13 protein-coding genes are annotated in these 16,010 nt (G+C 70.9%); 8 read left to right on the top strand and 5 right to left on the bottom strand.

The genetic code is table 11. The features are described from left to right. Positions 1-16: 16 nt before the first annotated feature. From AB0D53_RS39970 to AB0D53_RS39955, 4 genes are all read left to right on the top strand, one after another. On the top strand, positions 17-1,765 hold the full coding sequence (locus AB0D53_RS39970) for a KR domain-containing protein (protein ID WP_362454279.1): 1,749 nt from the start codon (positions 17-19) through the stop codon (positions 1,763-1,765). 263 nt (positions 1,766-2,028) lie between these two features. Then, positions 2,029-2,934, top strand: a complete 906-nt coding sequence (locus AB0D53_RS39965; protein WP_362454278.1) for a proline iminopeptidase-family hydrolase — start codon at positions 2,029-2,031, stop codon at positions 2,932-2,934. 287 nt (positions 2,935-3,221) lie between these two features. Beyond that, the gene (gene ggt / locus AB0D53_RS39960) at positions 3,222-5,030 is read left to right on the top strand and encodes a gamma-glutamyltransferase (RefSeq protein ID WP_362454277.1); all 1,809 of its coding nucleotides are present in this window, start codon (positions 3,222-3,224) and stop codon (positions 5,028-5,030) included. Between the two features lie 171 nt (positions 5,031-5,201). After that, the gene (locus AB0D53_RS39955; RefSeq protein ID WP_362454276.1) at positions 5,202-5,912 is read left to right on the top strand and encodes a glycoside hydrolase family 75 protein; all 711 of its coding nucleotides are present in this window, start codon (positions 5,202-5,204) and stop codon (positions 5,910-5,912) included. A gap of 27 nt (positions 5,913-5,939) precedes the next feature. On the opposite strand, the gene map is transcribed toward AB0D53_RS39955, so the two are convergent. Continuing rightward, complete coding sequence (gene map / locus AB0D53_RS39950; protein WP_362454275.1) at positions 5,940-6,707, bottom strand: type I methionyl aminopeptidase; 768 nt, start codon at positions 6,705-6,707, stop codon at positions 5,940-5,942. A gap of 41 nt (positions 6,708-6,748) precedes the next feature. Here map and AB0D53_RS39945 point away from each other — a divergent pair, with 41 nt between their 5' ends. Together AB0D53_RS39945 and AB0D53_RS39940 are read left to right on the top strand one after the other, a co-directional pair. Next, positions 6,749-7,018, top strand: a complete 270-nt coding sequence (locus tag AB0D53_RS39945; protein ID WP_072486073.1) for a helix-turn-helix transcriptional regulator — start codon at positions 6,749-6,751, stop codon at positions 7,016-7,018. A gap of 122 nt (positions 7,019-7,140) precedes the next feature. Further along, on the top strand, positions 7,141-8,505 hold the full coding sequence (locus AB0D53_RS39940; RefSeq protein WP_362454274.1) for a hypothetical protein: 1,365 nt from the start codon (positions 7,141-7,143) through the stop codon (positions 8,503-8,505). Between the two features lie 102 nt (positions 8,506-8,607). On the opposite strand, the gene AB0D53_RS39935 is transcribed toward AB0D53_RS39940, so the two are convergent. From AB0D53_RS39935 to AB0D53_RS39925, 3 genes are all read right to left on the bottom strand, one after another. Next, positions 8,608-8,991 carry a VOC family protein gene (locus tag AB0D53_RS39935; RefSeq protein WP_362454273.1) on the bottom strand — a complete coding sequence of 128 codons (384 nt, stop codon included), beginning with the start codon at positions 8,989-8,991 and terminating at the stop codon, positions 8,608-8,610. Positions 8,992-9,035: 44 nt separating this feature from the next. Next, complete coding sequence (locus AB0D53_RS39930; RefSeq protein ID WP_362454272.1) at positions 9,036-10,130, bottom strand: Rieske 2Fe-2S domain-containing protein; 1,095 nt, start codon at positions 10,128-10,130, stop codon at positions 9,036-9,038. Between the two features lie 114 nt (positions 10,131-10,244). After that, positions 10,245-11,513: an aminotransferase class I/II-fold pyridoxal phosphate-dependent enzyme gene (locus tag AB0D53_RS39925; protein WP_362454271.1), complete on the bottom strand. Its 1,269-nt coding sequence runs from the start codon at positions 11,511-11,513 to the stop codon at positions 10,245-10,247. 386 nt (positions 11,514-11,899) lie between these two features. Here AB0D53_RS39925 and AB0D53_RS39920 point away from each other — a divergent pair, with 386 nt between their 5' ends. Together AB0D53_RS39920 and AB0D53_RS39915 are read left to right on the top strand one after the other, a co-directional pair. Then, positions 11,900-12,742 (top strand): nitrilase-related carbon-nitrogen hydrolase, encoded by an 843-nt coding sequence (locus AB0D53_RS39920; protein WP_072486071.1) that lies wholly within the window; start codon positions 11,900-11,902, stop codon positions 12,740-12,742. Then, a complete protein-coding gene (locus AB0D53_RS39915) occupies positions 12,739-14,022 on the top strand; it encodes an aspartate aminotransferase family protein (protein WP_362454270.1) in 1,284 nt (427 codons plus the stop codon). The genes AB0D53_RS39920 and AB0D53_RS39915 overlap by 4 nt, the downstream gene beginning before the upstream one ends. A gap of 88 nt (positions 14,023-14,110) precedes the next feature. On the opposite strand, the gene AB0D53_RS39910 is transcribed toward AB0D53_RS39915, so the two are convergent. Next, complete coding sequence (locus AB0D53_RS39910) at positions 14,111-15,997, bottom strand: alkaline phosphatase family protein (protein WP_362454269.1); 1,887 nt, start codon at positions 15,995-15,997, stop codon at positions 14,111-14,113. Positions 15,998-16,010 lie beyond the last annotated feature (13 nt).

Below are 16,010 nucleotides of genomic sequence, written 5' to 3'. Positions count from 1 at the left end.
TGCGGGTGACAACGGGTTGATCGGTTCGATGGATGCGGGCCGGTTGGATCGTGTGCTGGGTGCGAAGGCGGATGGTGCGTGGTATTTGCATGAGGTGACGCGTTCGTGTGGGCTGGAGTTTTTCGTGCTGTTCTCGTCGGCGGGTGGTTCCGTGCTGGCGGCGGGGCAGGCGAACTATGCGGCGGCGAACGTGTTCCTGGACGCGTTGGCGGTGCAGCGGCGCTTTGAGGGTCTGCCGGCCACATCTCTCGCCTACGGCCTGTGGTCGGGTGCGGGGATGGGGCAGTGGCTGGGTGAGGCGGATCTGGAGCGGATGAAGCGTCAGGGACTTCCTGCGCTGGATCCGGCTCAGGGGCTGGCGCTGTTCGACGCGGGACTCGCGTCGGGCCGGGCGGCGGTTCTGCCGTTGCCCATCGATGTGGCGGCTCTCCGTACACGTACCGACACGATTCCCGCGCTCCTCCGCGACCTCGCCCCCACCACCACCCGACGACGCACGTCCGTCACCAGGACGGACACCGCATCGCTCCGACACCGGATCGCGCAGGCGGGAGAAGCCGAGCAGGAGGCCGTCCTCGGGTCACTGGTCATGGAGCGGGCCGCCGCTCTCCTCGGCCACAGCAGCGCGGATGCCCTCGACCCCGAGCGTGACTTCCTGGAGTCGGGCTTCGACTCGCTGAGCGCGATGGAACTCCGTAACGCACTGATGAAGGACACCGGGCTGCGACTGCCCCCCATGGTGGTCTTCGACAGCAAGAGCCCTGCGCAACTGGCCAGGGTCCTGCGTACGGAATTCCTGGCCTCCGGGCTCCAGGCGGACGACGGCAGCGCGACAGAGCAGGACGCCGTGGAGGCCGTCGACGACGTCAGGGCCGGGACCGCTGCCCACTCGACCGGCCGGGCTCCCGAGACGCTGCGCGATCTGTTCCATTCCGCAGTTGTGGCCGGACAGGCCGACAAGGGTTTCGCTCTTCTGCAGGCAGCGGCCGGCATCCGACCGGGCTTCGCCTCGGCTGACGAGATCGACCAACTGCCCTCCGCCGTACGGCTCACGGATTCATCCGACGGACCGCACCTGATCTGCCTGAGCACTCCCATGGCCACGGGCGGCGTCCACCAGCACGCGCGGCTGGTGTCCCACTTCGGCGGCCGACGCAAGATCTCGGCGTTGCCCGTTCCCGGATTCGTCGCGGGAGAGAGCCTGCCCACATCGTCGGACGCCGCGGTCCAGGCGCTCGCCCGGAGTGTGCTGCAAGCCGCGGACGGCGAACCGTTCGTCCTGCTCGGATACTCCTCGGGCGGAACCCTCGCCTACGCCACAGCGGGATACCTCGAAAAGGAATGCGGCGCGAGCCCTGCGGGTGTCATCCTGCTCGACACTTTCAAGGTGCACGACGGCGGCGGTGACGGTGTGCCCATGGACGACCTCGCACTGGGCATGTTCGACAAGGAATCGGCGTTCGGGCAGTTCGACAGCAGCAGGCTTTCCGCGATGGGCCGCTGGGTGGAGCTGGTGCCGCAGTTGCCGCTCACCGCGGTCGAGTCCCCGGTGCTCTTCGTCCAGTGCACGCAGTCCTTCGTCCCGGACGGTGACGACCCCTCGCCCGAGATGGCCGACGGCCGGGCGGAGCCGTGGGAGGCCACGCACACGCTGCGGACGGTACGGGCCAACCACTTCACGCTCGTCGAGGACCGGGCCGAGGAAACCGCGCAGGTCATCGACGAGTGGCTTGATTCCGAGACCTTCCAGGCCACGGCCGATTAGCGAGGAGTGACGAATGCCGGGCAGCGCGGCCGTAGGGGAGCTGCCCGGCGATGACGACCGGCCCGGGCTCCGCCAGGGCTCCCGACAAGGATCCGTCTGGGCGAAGTCCCCGGGCCACGGCGAACGATCGCGCAATGAAGCACGAAGGCCGATGAGTGCCGACCGGCCCATCGGCAGCCGGAACGCCGGGAAGCCGGCTGCGGCTCCGATACACGAGACCCATCGCTCCTATCCGCGAGCGACAAGAGACGAGGCGAAGCGACGTGACTGTGGCACCCAGCGCGAAGGGGACTGTGCCGTTCGGCGAGTACGAGACGTGGTACCGGGTGACGGGTGACCCCCGAGCCGACGGGCCGGCTCTCGTCGTCGTGCACGGCGGCCCCGGCTCCACGCACGACTACCTCCAGAACCTGAGCGAACTCGCCGAGGGCGCACGCTCGGTCGTGCACTACGACCAGATCGGGAACGGAGGCTCCACCCATCTGCCCGACCGCGGGGCGGACTTCTGGACGGTCGACCTGTTCGCCGCAGAACTCGACAACCTGCTGGAACGCCTCGGTATAGCCGACAACTACGTACTGTTCGGCCAGTCCTGGGGCGGAATGCTGATCACCCGGCACGCAGCGGCACGCCCGGCCGGACTGCGGGGCCTGGTCATCGCGAACTCCCCGGCCTCCTACCCCCTCTGGCTCCAGGAGGCCAAACTCCTCCGGGACCAGCTCCCGCCGGGCGTCAACGAAACACTCCTCCGGCACGAGGCCGCCGGTACCACCGACACGGATGAGTACTACGCGGCCATGCGGCCCTTCTACGAGCGTCATGTGTGCCGCCTCGCCCCCTGGCCGCGGGACTACCTGGCCTCTTTCTACGAGGTGTACAACGACCCCACGGTCTACTACGCGATGAACGGGCCGAGCGAGTTCCATGTGAATGGCACCCTGCGCGACTGGTCGGTCATCGACCACTGCCCCGACGTCGATGTGCCGACGCTCCTCATCTCCGGCCGGTACGACGAGGCGACGCCGGCCACGGTGCAGCCCTTCATGGACCACATCGCGGGCGCACGGTGGGAGATCTTCGAGGAATCGAGTCACCTGCCGCACCTGGAGGAACCGGAGCGCTTCAAGGACGTCATGCGGGCATTCCTCGACGAGGTGGACCGCTCCTGAGAGGGCGCTAGGAGCAGGCAGTTGCCCGTGTGTGTCCGAGTGGACTTCCTCGCCAGGTGGGTATCGTCCCGTCCGGTAAGCGCCTGGCGAGGCATTCGGCCGAAGCAACGCGCGATCCAGCCCAAGAAGCGCTGATGCCTGCGGCTTTCACGACCACCAGCCGACTTGCGTACGTGTCGGTCATGGCGGGCGTTCCGGCAGGCATCCGGACCCGGCTTCACGGTGGACCTGACGGGGCGGGCGGCACGGCGTTACCCTGCGCGGACGATCCTGCACTGGAGGTGCGCATGCGACGTTCCGTTGCGCGGAATGTGTCGTTGTCGGCTGTTCTCGCCGCTGTCGTCACGGTCGGGGCGGCTGCCCCGTCCTCGTCCGCGCCACCGTCGGCTCCGCCGCCCAAGTCACCTGTCGCGGTGGGCTACGGAGGGGCGGTGGCCAGTGTCGACGCGGACGCCTCGGCCGCCGGCATCGAGGTGCTCCGCAAGGGCGGCAACGCGGTGGACGCGGCCGTGGCGACCGCGGCGGCGCTCGGCGTGACCGAGCCCTATTCGGCGGGCCTCGGCGGAGGCGGCTACTTCGTCTACTACAACGCCAGGAAACACACCGTGGAGACGATCGACGGCCGGGAGACCGCGCCGCGCAGCGCGGACTCCTCGCTGTTCCTGGAGAACGGCAAACCGCTCGCCTTCGACGAGGCGGTGACCAGCGGCCTGGCCGTGGGTACGCCGGGCACCCCGGCCACCTGGGACACCGCGCTCGATTCCTGGGGAAGCAAGTCGCTGCGACAGGTGCTGAAGCCGGCCGAGCGGCTGGCCCGGGACGGCTTCGTCGTCGACAGCACGTTCCGTTCGCAGACGGAGGGCAACCAGGCCAGGTTCACCGACTTCCCGGCGACCAGGAAGCTTTTCCTCCCCGGCGGCCAACTGCCGGTGGTCGGCTCCGTGTTCAAGAACCCCGACCTGGCGCGCACCTATGAAGAAGTGGGCCGCAAGGGCGTCGACGAGCTGTACCGGGGCAAGCTGGCCGACGACGTCGTACGGACCGTCCGCAATCCGCCCGTCGACCCGAACGCCACCCGGGTGGTGCGGCCCGGTGACCTCACGGCGAAGGACCTGAGGTCCTACCGGGCGCTGCGGCAGGCTCCGACGAAGACCGGCTACCGCGGCCTGGACGTGTACGGCATGGCGCCCTCCTCGTCCGGCGGCACGAGCGTCGGCGAGGCGCTCAACATCCTTGAGTCCACGGACCTTTCGAAGGCGAGCGAGGCGCGGTATCTGCACCGCTACATCGAGGCGAGCCGGATCGCCTTTGCGGACCGCGGGCGCTGGGTGGGCGACCCGGCGTTCGAGGACGTGCCGACGCGGGGGCTGCTCAGCCAGCGGTTCGCCGACGCGCGGGAGTGCCTGATCAAGGACGACGCGGTGCTGACCAGCCCGCTCGCGCCGGGCGACCCGACCCATCCGGCCGACTGCGAGGCCGGTGGAACAGCCGCCCCGACGACGTACGAGGGGGAGAACACCACCCACCTGACCGCGGCCGACAAGTGGGGCAACGTCGTCGCGTACACCCTGACGATCGAGCAGACCGGCGGCAGCGGCATCACCGTGCCGGGGCGTGGCTTCCTGCTCAACAACGAGCTGACGGACTTCTCGTTCGCGCCCGCCAACCCCGCCGTCCACGACCCGAACCTGCCCGGTCCGGGCAAGCGCCCGCGCTCGTCCATCTCGCCGACGATCGTGCTGAAGCACGGCGAGCCGGTGCTGGCGCTGGGCTCGCCGGGAGGAGCCACGATCATCACCACCGTGCTCCAGTCGCTGATCGGCACGGTCGACCGGGGGCTCCCGCTGGTCGACGCCATCGCGGCACCGCGCGCCAGCCAGCGCAACTCGGCGACGACGGAGCTCGAACCGGGGCTGTGGAACAGCCCGATCCGGGCGCAGCTGGAGTCGCTGGGGCATGCCTTCAAGCTCAACCCGGAGATCGGGGCGGCCACGGGCGTGCAGCGGCTGCCGGACGGACGGTGGCTGGCGGCCGCGGAGAAGGTGCGCCGGGGCGGGGGCTCGGCGATGGTCGTCGACCCGAGCGGACGTCCATGACGGCGTGAGCCATCGCCTGAACTGACGTATCGTCAATAATGCTTTGAGCGGGGCCGGTTCTCTGTGATCGTTCACGGGGAACCGGCCCCGTGGTCTTGACGGCGGCATCCGACCGGGGCCATGTTGTGCGCGTCGGAAAGGAAAGTTTCCTAATGGAAGGGCACCCCCACTGTGCGTACCCGAACGCTCGCCCTCGCTGCCTCCGGCGCCGCCCTGTTCGCGGCCGTCACCCTGGCCCCTGTCGCCCACGCCGGTCCGGCCAGGGGCGCGGGCCCCGCCGGGGCGGACCTCAAGGAGGGTTCCGTCAGCGCGGCCGATCTGCTCGCGAAGGTCACCTCGTGTTCGCAGATATCCAACGGCAAGTACCGTACGGACGAAGAGACGTCGGCGACCATTCCGGTCTGCGGCAAGAACGGCGCCGTGTTCTGGAAGGCCGACATGGACATCGACTGCGACGGCGAGATCACCGCCGCCTGCAACGAGGACACCGACCCGTGGTTCCAGAACGGAACGGCGTTCGAGACCTCCGCCGGAAAGCCGCTGAACGCCGAGAAGCTGCCGTACGTCGTCGTGCCGAGCATCAGCAGCATCTGGAACTACAGCGATGCCGGCATCAAGGGCGGTGGGGTCGTCGCCGTCATCTACAACAACAAGGTCGAGTACGCGGTCGTCGGCGACACCGGACCCGACAAGATCATCGGTGAGGCCTCGTACGCCACCGCCAAGGCCCTCGGTATCGACCCGGACCCGGAGACCGGCGGCGCCGAGTCCGGCGTCACCTACATCCTGTTCAAGAACTCCAAGGTGTCGCCGATCGAGAGCCACAGTGCCGCCGTCACCGCCGGTGACGCCCTCGCCAAGCAGTTCATCCAGAACAACTAGAGCGGGGCCGGGGCCGGTCCCCGGGCGTCACAACGCGGTCAGGATGCGCGGGCCGTCGTCGGTGATCGCCACCGTGTGCTCGGCGTGCGCGGCGCGGCTGCCGTCGGTCGTGCGCAGCGTCCAGCCGTCCCGGTCCGGGTGGAAGTCGTCCGTTCCGCCACCGATCAGCATCGGTTCGATCGCCAGCACCATCCCGTGCCGCAGCGGCATGCCGCGACCCGGTCGTCCCTCGTTGGGGACGGCCGGGTCCTCGTGCATCGAACGGCCGATGCCGTGGCCCCCGAAGCCCTCCGGGATGCCGTATCCCGCACTGCGGCAGACCGTGCCGATAGCATGCGCGATGTCACCGATCCGATTGCCGACGACCGCTGCCGCGATGCCCGCGTCCAGCGCCTCGTAGGCCGTCTCGACGAGCCGGGTGTCGGCGGGCCGGGCGTGCCCGACGATGAAACTGATCGCCGAGTCGCCGGCCCAGCCGCCCAGTGTCGCGCCCGCGTCGATGCTCACCAGATCGCCGTCGCGCAGCCGCTGGTCGGTCGGGATGCCGTGCACGATCGCGTCGTTGACCGACGCGCAGATCACGGCGGGGAAGGGGGTGGGCGCGAAATGCGGCCGGTAGTTCAGGAACGGCGACCCGGCGCCGGCCTCGCGCAGGACCTCGCGGGCGACCTCGTCCAGGTCGCGCAGGGAGGTGCCGGCCGTCGCGGCTTGCCGTGCGGCGGTCAGGACCTGTGCGACGACCCGGCCGGTCTCGCGCATGGCTTCGATGGATGTGTCTGTCTTGAGCTGCACCATGCCAATTACTATACCGGTCTCAGCGGTATTAGAATGACGGCATGGTACGAACGCCCCTGACCCCGGAAGAGCGCCGCCGCGGCGAACGGCTCGGAGCGCTGCTGCGTGAGGCGCGCGGCGGCCGCAGCATGATCGAGATCGCGGCGAGCGCCGGAATCTCCGCCGAGACGCTGCGCAAGATCGAGACGGGCCGCGCCCCCACCCCCGCCTTCTTCACGGTCGCGGCGCTGGCCGGGGCGCTCGGGCTCTCGATGGACGAGATTCTCACCCGCTGCGCCCCGGAGCCGGAAGCGGTGCCACTGGCGGGGTAGGGTCCCGGCGGCCCGGCCAGGTCCGCATCGCGCTCGAAAACCCCGCGTAGCCGTGGCGTAACACGGCTGATGTCGAATGCTCGCGGACTGGAAGGCTCCGGCCGACGTCGGCGAGGGCGAAAATGACAGAGCATCAATATGCTGGGGAAGTACGGGAGTTCGCACAGTATCTGCGGGATGTCGTGGCGCTGCTGGATCCCGGGAGCGGCTGGTACGGCCTCTTCTGCCGACGCGATCCTGCCGGGATGCGCGCCTGCCTCGACGGCGTCGAGATTCCGCCCTGGGACGTGATGGAGTCCTTTCTCCAGGACCTGGCGGCCGTGCGTGGCACGGCGTTCGCGCAACGCGAGTCGGTCCGGGGCGCCGGGCTGTACGCCGCTTCGGTGGCCGCCCATGACCGGCGCCCGGGCGGGCGGCAGATGCTCGTCGAGCGGCTGGAACTGATGCTGCGGGAGCAGGAGCACGCGGCCCGCCGCCTCCGGGGCGCCGGAGGCGACGCCACGACCACCCCCGACACGCAGGCGGTCGCCTGGGCCAGGGACGACCACGCACGCGCCACGGCCCGCTGCTCGGAACTGCGCGCACGGCTGGCCGCGGTGTCGGTGCCGAAGGGCTGGTTCGGTCCGCAGGAGCCGGCCGGGGTCGTCGAGGCCACGCCCGGCCCCGTCGACCCCGACCCCACGACCGACCCCGGGCAGGGCCCCGCGTCCGGCCCCGTCGACCCCGGCCCGGAAGTCCCACCCGAGACTCCTAGGTCCGCCGCCCCCGGGCGAGGGAAGCCGCGCGGTGCCCGGTTCGCGGGGCTCGATGTGGATGACGCCGACGACGCCCCGGCCGTGGCGGCCCCCGTCCTGCCCACCGCCGCCACTGTTCCGCGCGGAGCCCGCTTCGCCGCCGCCCCGGCCGACGACGACGCGTCCGCGCCCTCCTTCCGTGCCGCAGCCCCGGACCCGGAGGTCCGCCGGGCCGCGGCGGGGGTGGTCGAGCGGCTCAGCCGGCTGCGGGCCGCGGGCCGCAGCGGCGAGGCGCACGCGGTGCTCTGCGAGGCGGCCGGCTGGCCCGCACAACGGCTGCCGGTGCTCGCCGTCGAACTGCACCGCGCGGGCCTCGACGCGGACTGGGCGGCCCTGCTGTGGGAGCTGTCCTCGCTGCCGCCCGCCGGACTGGCCGCGGCCGCCGGCGCGTTGGATGCCGCAGGACGCCCCGACGACTGCGGACAACTGCTGCGCCAGGGGGTGGCGAGGCCGGCCGGGGAGATCGCCGACGCGGTGGTGGCCCTGGAGCGGGCGGGGCAGGGGACACAGGCGCAGGCGTTGCTGGGCGCCTTCGTCCGTGTACGGACTCCACAGGACGCGGCCCGGATCGCAGCGGGCGATCCGCGCCGCCTCGTACCGCGACTGCTGGCCGCGGCCCGGGCGGTGTCACCGGCCAGGGAACGGGACATCGCCCACGCGCTGCGGGTGGCGGGCATCGCGGGTGCGCCCTGAGGGAGCGCTCCGGAGGCCGCGGTGCGTCACGAGGCGATGTGCGGGCATCGGCGCATGACTGCGGCAGCAGCCACCCCGGAGCATCCGGCGGTCGCGCGAGCCTCAGGAGGACATCGCCGCACGGTCGGAATCACTGCGCAGAACACAGAATTCATTGCCCTCCGGGTCCGCGAGAACGGCCCAGCCGGCGCCATCGGGTTCCCGGCGATCGTCGACGAGGGTGGCCCCGAGGTCCAGCAGTCGCCCGACCTCCTCCTCGCGCGTGGTCCTCGGACGCAGGCACAGGTGAAACCTGTTCTTGATCGTCTTCGGTTCCGGCACCTGGTTGAAGTGCAGCAGCGGGCCCTCCGGAAGCATCACCTCGGTCTCCGCCGCACCCGGGCGGTCGTCCCGGTGCAGCGGACAACCGAGCACCTCACTCCAGAACCGGGCCAGCTCATAGGCATCCGCACAGTCGATCGCCACGTTCTGCAATACCGAAACCATGCGCGAGATCCTGCCCGAAGCGCCGCACGGTCCGCCACCGGCTCTCAGGACACCTCGGCCCCGTCGGCCTGCGTGATGTGATCGAGCCGCGTCACGCGGTCCTTCCCGGGCTGCGGTGGGTAGAATCGCCGGGCCCAGCGCCGGAACGGGCCGATCGGGCCGTCGCCGGGAGCGAGCCGGGGCGGCTGCTGGTACTGCTTGTGGTGCCAGATCGGGAAGTCCGCGGCGGTGAATTCGCAACTGGACCTGAAGACGGCGCGGTCCAGCAGTCTGGCCGCGGTGCGGCTCACCATGCGGGCGAGCGGGGCCGGCAGCCTGGCCGGCTCGGCGAAGGAGATGCGGTTGAGCTGGCGGAACTGCATCCGGTTGGGCGCGATCGCCGTCGGCATCACCATCGTGCACATCCGCAGTCCCAGCCGGGGTGTGTGCACATCGGCGTGCAGACAGCCGAGTCCGTAGCCGTCCACATCCACGTCGACGACGAAACTGCCCAGCAGCGGTGCCGACTCGTGGGCCCGCATGGACACATGGAACGTGGCGTCGTCGTAGACCACGGGCCCGCCGATCTCGGCCCTGTCCCATCCGTGCAGGGTGGCGAAATGCCCGAGGTCCACCGAGTTCTCGATGACTTCCTGGACGTTGCCGGCCAACTCCCAGGCGGCGCTCCGCGCGGGCCGGTGACCGATCCTGTGCCAGTCGGGGATGAACCAGTCCGGAGAGCGTCCGTCGTGATGCCGCCAGACGAACACGGCGCCGTTGACCTCGTGCACCGGAAGCTGTGACAACGGCGACCGCGGCGGCGTCGTGTCATAGCCCGTGCGCACGCACGTGCCGTCCGGGCCGAACGCGAAGAAGTGGAAGGGGCACACGAGATCGTCCCCGTCGACCCTCGCCAGACCGAGGTGGGCGCCCAGATGCGGGCAGTACGGGCGGATGGCGCGGACCGCCCCCGTGCCCAGCCGGTACAGCACCACGTCCTGACCCGCCAGCGGGCGGGTGAGCACGGTGCCCGGCCGCAGCTCCTCGGAGAACGCCAGCGCGGCCCAGCCGCTCGGATAGGGCAAGGCGGGCGCGCCCGCAGCATCGGCCGGTGTCGGCCCCTCGCTGATGGCGCGCCCGTACTCGCGTGACTGTCCCACCACATCCCCTTCCGGATTCGGTCGTCTGGAGCCTGCCCAGACCGATCCGGGATCCTCCCGAAATACCGCAGATCACCCGGACGGGAAGAAAGGCGGCGGGAGTTGACGGGATGCTCAGCGTGCCCGCTGCTCGTACCCCACGAGCCTGACGCAGACGGCGAGCCCCGCGATCGCCTGTTCCAGCTCGGCGAGCCCCGGGTAGCTGGGCGCGATCCGGATGACCGCGTCGCGCGGGTCGTCGCCGTACGGGTGCGTGGCACCGGCCGGGGTCAGCACGATGCCCGCCTCGGCGGCACGGCGTACGACCTCCTTGGCGCAGCCGTCCGGCACCTCCAGGGTGACGAAGTACCCGCCCTTGGGCGAGGTCCAGGCCGCGAGCCCGGTGCCGCCGAGCTCGGCGTCCAGGATCCGGGCCACCGCCTCGAACTTGGGCTGCAGCAGGGCGCGCTGGCGCTCCATGTGGCCACGCACCCCGTCGGCGTCGCGCAGGAACAGCACGTGCCGCAGCTGGTTGATCTTGTCCGGGCCGATCGAACGCGCGGAGTTGTTGCCGAGCAGCCACTGGAGGTTCGCGGGCGACGAGCCGAAGAACGCGACGCCGGCGCCCGCCGCGGTGATCTTCGAGGTGGAGCCGAAGACGAAGGCCCGGTCCGGGTTGCCGGCCCCGGCGCAGGCGGCGAGCAGATCGGCGATCCCGACGGGCTCGTCGGTGAGGTGGTGGGCGGCGTAGGCGTTGTCCCAGAAGATCCGGAAGTCGGGAGCGGCGGTGTTCATCGAGGCGAGCCTGGCCACGGTCGCATCGCTGTAGCAGACGCCGTCGGGGTTGCTGTACTTCGGCACGCACCAGATGCCCTTGACCGTCGGGTCCTCGGCGACGAGCCGCTCCACGACGTCCATGTCCGGGCCGTCGGCGGTCATCGGCACCGGGATCATGTCGATCCCGAAGCGCTCGCAGAGCGCGAAGTGCCGGTCGTAGCCGGGCACCGGACACAGGAACGCGATCCGCTCCTGGTCCACCCAGCGCGACTCGGCGCCCGGCACCACGCTCAGCAGGGCGTGCACCAGGCAGTCGTGCATCAGCTCAAGGCTGGAGTTCCCGGCGGCGATCAGCTGGTCGGCCGGCACCTGGAGCACCCCGGCGAAGATCTCCCGGAGCTCGGGCAGCCCCTGCAGCCCGCCGTAGTTGCGTACGTCGGTGCCGTCGGCCGAGGTGTGCCGCCTGCCGGGCAGGCTCAGCAGGTCCTCGGAGAGGTCGAGCTGCTCGGCGGCGGGCTTGCCCCGGGTGAGGTCCAGCGAGAGGCCCAGTTCCGCCAGGTCCTGGTAGTCCTGACGGGCCCGGTCGAGGAGCCCGGACAGGGCGTCGGGGCTCAGCTCGGTGGTCATGGTGGTGTTTCCTCTCGCAGGTGCCGCTCGGAAGGGGGCTCCTGCCGAGAATACAAACCGGTGCGGGGGAGCGACGGCCCGGGAGCCGGTGCACGGGCATCGACGAGGACCTGGCGGCGGACGGCGGTCCCGGCGAGGAGGAGAAGTCCTGGTGGCATCGCCGGTGGGGCCCCGGGCGGGGAGCGACGGGCCCCGCCTCGGCGGCTCCCGCACACCCGGCCGGCCGGGCGTGTGGACCGCACGGGTGTGAAACATGATCGACTCCGCCGGTTCACGGCGATGGTCTTGCCCCGCTGTGTGACGGGGCTTACGTTCTCCTCTACGCACGTGTCTACGGGCGTAGAAACGCGTTGAGGCTCTCTGACGCCGCGTCGAAGGAGCAGCTCATGTCCCCAGTCGTTCGCGCCGCACTCGTCCAGGCGACCTGGACCGGCGACACCGAATCCATGATCGCCAAGCATGAGGAGCATGCGCGCGAGGCCGCCCGTCAGGGCGCGAAGATCATCGGCTTCCAGGAGGTGTTCAACGCCCCCTACTTCTGCCAGGTACAGGAACCCGAGCACTACCGCTGGGCCGAGGCCGTCCCGGACGGGCCGACCGTCCGCCGGATGCAGGAACTCGCCCGTGAGACCGGCATGGTGATCGTCGTGCCGGTCTTCGAGGTCGAGCAGTCCGGCTTCTATTACAACACCGCCGCCGTGATCGACGCCGACGGCTCCTATCTCGGCAAGTACCGCAAGCACCACATCCCGCAGGTCAAGGGGTTCTGGGAGAAGTACTACTTCAAGCCCGGAAACGTCGGCTGGCCGGTCTTCGACACCGCCGTCGGCAAGGTCGGCGTCTATATCTGCTACGACCGGCACTTCCCCGAGGGCTGGCGCCAACTCGGACTCAACGGGGCCCAGTTGGTCTACAACCCGTCCGCCACCTCGCGCGGCCTCTCCGGCTATCTCTGGCAGCTGGAGCAGCCCGCGTCCGCCGTGGCCAACGAGTACTTCGTCGCCGCGATCAACCGGGTCGGCCAGGAGGAGTACGGCGACAACGACTTCTACGGGACCAGCTACTTCGTCGACCCGCGCGGCCAGTTCGTCGGCGAGGTCGCCAGCGACAAGGAGGAGGAACTCCTCGTCCGCGATCTCGACTTCGGGCTCATCGACGAGGTCAGACAGCAGTGGGCCTTCTACCGGGACCGTCGCCCCGACGCCTACGAAGGACTGGTGGAGCCGTGAGCAGCCTGCACCATCGCCACCTCGCCGTCAGCCCCGACTGGCTGGCGCTCTACTACAAGCGCCCGCTGGAGCTCACCCACGGCGAGGGCCGGCACGTCTGGGACGCCGACGGCAGGCGCTACCTCGACTTCTTCGGCGGCATCCTCACCACCATGACCGCCCACGCCCTGCCCGAGGTGACCAAGGCGGTCGGCGAGCAGGCCGGCCGGATCATCCACAGCTCCACCCTCTATCTCAACCGGCCCATGGTCGAGCTGGCCGAACGCGTTGCCACGCTCTCCGGCATCCCCGACGCCCGGGTCTTCTTCACCACCTCCGGCACCGAGGCCAACGACACGGCGCTGCTGCTCGCCACCGCGTACCGCAGGTCGAACCAGATCCTCGCGATGCGCAACAGCTACCACGGCAGATCGTTCTCCGCGGTCTCCATCACCGGCAACAACGCCTGGTCGCCGACCAGTCTGTCGCCGCTGCAGACGCTGTACGTGCACGGCGGGGTGCGCACCCGGGGGCCCTACGCGCACCTCGGCGACGCGGAGTTCACCGAGGCGTGCGTCGCCGATCTGGAGGACCTGCTCGGGCACATCCGTACACCGGCCGCCCTGATCGCCGAACCCATCCAGGGCGTCGGAGGGTTCACCTCACCGCCCGACGGCCTCTACGCGGCGTTCCGCCGGGTCCTGGACCGGCACGGCGTCCTGTGGATCTCCGACGAGGTGCAGACCGGCTGGGGCCGCACCGGTGAACACTTCTGGGGCTGGCAGGCGCACGGGCAGAACGGCCCGCCGGACATCCTCACCTTCGCCAAGGGCATCGGCAACGGCATGTCGATCGGCGGTGTCGTGGCCCGCGCCGAAGTCATGAACTGCCTGGACGCCAACTCCATTTCGACCTTCGGCGGTTCCCCGGTCACCGTGGCGGCCGGTCTCGCCAACCTCTCCTACCTCCTCGAACACGATCTTCAGGGCAACGCCCGGCGCGTCGGCGGTCTGCTGATCGAGCGGCTGCGGGCGATCGGCGCCGGTTCCGAGTGCGTACGCGAAGTGCGCGGCCGGGGCCTGATGATCGGCATCGAGCTGGTGAGGCCCGGCACCGACGAGGCGAACCCGGAGGCGGCGGCGGCCGTGCTCGAAGCGGCCCGCGAGGGCGGTCTGCTCATCGGCAAGGGCGGCGGCCACGACACCAGCGTGCTGCGGATCGCACCACCGCTCTCGCTGACCATCCCGGAGGCGGAGGAGGGCGCGAAGATCCTGGCCGAGGCTCTCCGGTCGGTCGGCTGAGGCGGGCCGGCCGAGGCCGTCGGGCCCCGGCCGGCGGGTCGAGCGGTGGCCGGGCCCCGGCCGGCGGGTACGGGGCCCGGCCGGCCGGTCAGCCCCGGTGACCGGTGGGGCGGGTCAGCTCCAGGCCGTGGACCGGGTCGAGCTCGCCGTAGTACGCGAGGTGCCGGTAGCGCACCTCGGTGACCTTCAGCGTGGCCTCGGCGACGCCGCGGCGCACCGTGCCCCCGAGGCGGACCGAGCCGTCCTTCTTCGTCGTGCCGGTCAGCTTCCGCACCGTGCCGCCGGCCGTCAGCTCGGCCGTGACCTTCGCACCCTTCACGGGCTCGCCCTGCGCGGTCTTCACCACGCCCTTCGCGTCGACCTTCCAGGCCGCGTCGGAGCCGGGCCGGCCGAGGAGCCGGGTGCCGGCCTCCAGCGAGGCGACGGCGAGCTGCGAGGGCCGGCCGGGCTGGCCGAAGGCGACCTGGTCGACCGTCCAGAAGGCGCTGTTCGTGCCGGTGTAGCGGAAGCTCAGCCGGGCCGTCCTCGCGCCCGCCGGGACGGCGACCTCAAGGCGCTCGACGGTGTTGCTGTCGGCCCGGTAGGACTTCACGAGCTGCGGGGTGCCGCCGTCGTACGAGACGTACACGTCGCCGGTCTGCGGACCGTCGACCCGGTAGTTCGTCGCGTACGAGACGGTCGCCCCGGCCGCGCCGTTCAGCCGGTACGCGGGGCTGACCAGGGTGGAGTCGAACTGTCCGGCGCCGTGCGCCTTGTCGTCCCACTCGTCGGAGTCGGCGACCGCGAACACGTCGCGGGCGCGGACGTTGGTCTCGCGGCCCTGGCCGCGCTCGGCGTTGGTCCAGAACTCGTCGGTGGCGAAGGACCAGCCGCGCCACTCGGTGACGCCGCCGGCCGGCATCTTCGAGTTGTCGATGGACCAGCCCTCGGGCGCGGTGTTCGTCCACCCCTTGGTGCCGGCCGGGAGCCCGGTCTCGTCGACGGGTGCGCGGAGCGAGGGGCGCAGTGCGTCGAAGGCGTCCGGCTTCAGCTCGGCGAGCGAGGTGCCGTCGAGATTCCAGGCCGGGTCGGTGGCGACGCCCTCGTGGCGCAGGACCGTGGGCGCGATGTCGGTGATCTTGACGTCGTCGCGTACCGAACCGGGGCGGATGCCCTTGCCCTGGGCGATGACGAACGTGCCGCGCTCCAGCGGGGTGTTGCCGCCGTGCCCGCCGGTGGGGGTGTGGCCGTGGTCGGCGGTGACGACGACGAGCCAGTCCTCCTTCGCGTACGCCGGACGCGAGGTCACGGCGTCGAGCAGCCGGCCGACCTGGGCGTCGGCGGTGTTCAGGGCCTTGAGGTAGGCGTCGCTCGCGGAGCCGGTGCTGTGGCCGGCGCCGTCGACCTCGTCGAGGTGGACGAAGGTGGAGTCGGGGTTGCCGTGCGCGAGATAGTCGGCGGCCTTGGCGGTGGTGCCCTCGTCGTTGCCGCCGGCGATCCGCAGATCGGTCCTCGCGCCGAAGACGGTCTGGGGGATCGGGCTCCAGGTGCCGACGACCAGGGTGGACGTGGCCGGGTCGGCGGTCTCCAGCCGGGTCGCGTAGTCGGGGTACCGGCCGTAGTTCGGGGCCGTGAAGTTGTTGTCCTTCACGTTGTGCTTGTCGGGCCACACGCCGGTGGCGATGGACGACCAGCCGGCGCCGGAGACGGTCGGGGCCATCGGGTCGGCGTACAGGTTGCTCCGGGCGGTGAGCCCCTTGGCCATCAACTGCTCGATGTGCGGCATGTCGGCGCGGGAGAAGGCGTCGAAGGTGGCGCCGTCGATGCCGATGACCAGGGTCTTCGCCTGCTTGGTGCCGGACGGCAGACCGGCGTAGGGGGCGGCGGCCGGGGCCTTGGACCCCTGGGCGTGAGCGGCGGTGGTGGCGAGCGGCAGTGCGACGGCGGCGACGGTGGTGGCGGCCAGCACCGTACGCGCGGAGCGCGACAGGGACACGTGATCCTCCGGG

It is taken from the genome of Streptomyces sp. NPDC048295, from assembly GCF_040652135.1.
In the GTDB taxonomy this organism is placed as follows: domain Bacteria; phylum Actinomycetota; class Actinomycetes; order Streptomycetales; family Streptomycetaceae; genus Streptomyces.
Note: the sequence above shows the minus strand (reverse complement) of the source record. Positions and strands in the feature narration are given on the sequence as shown.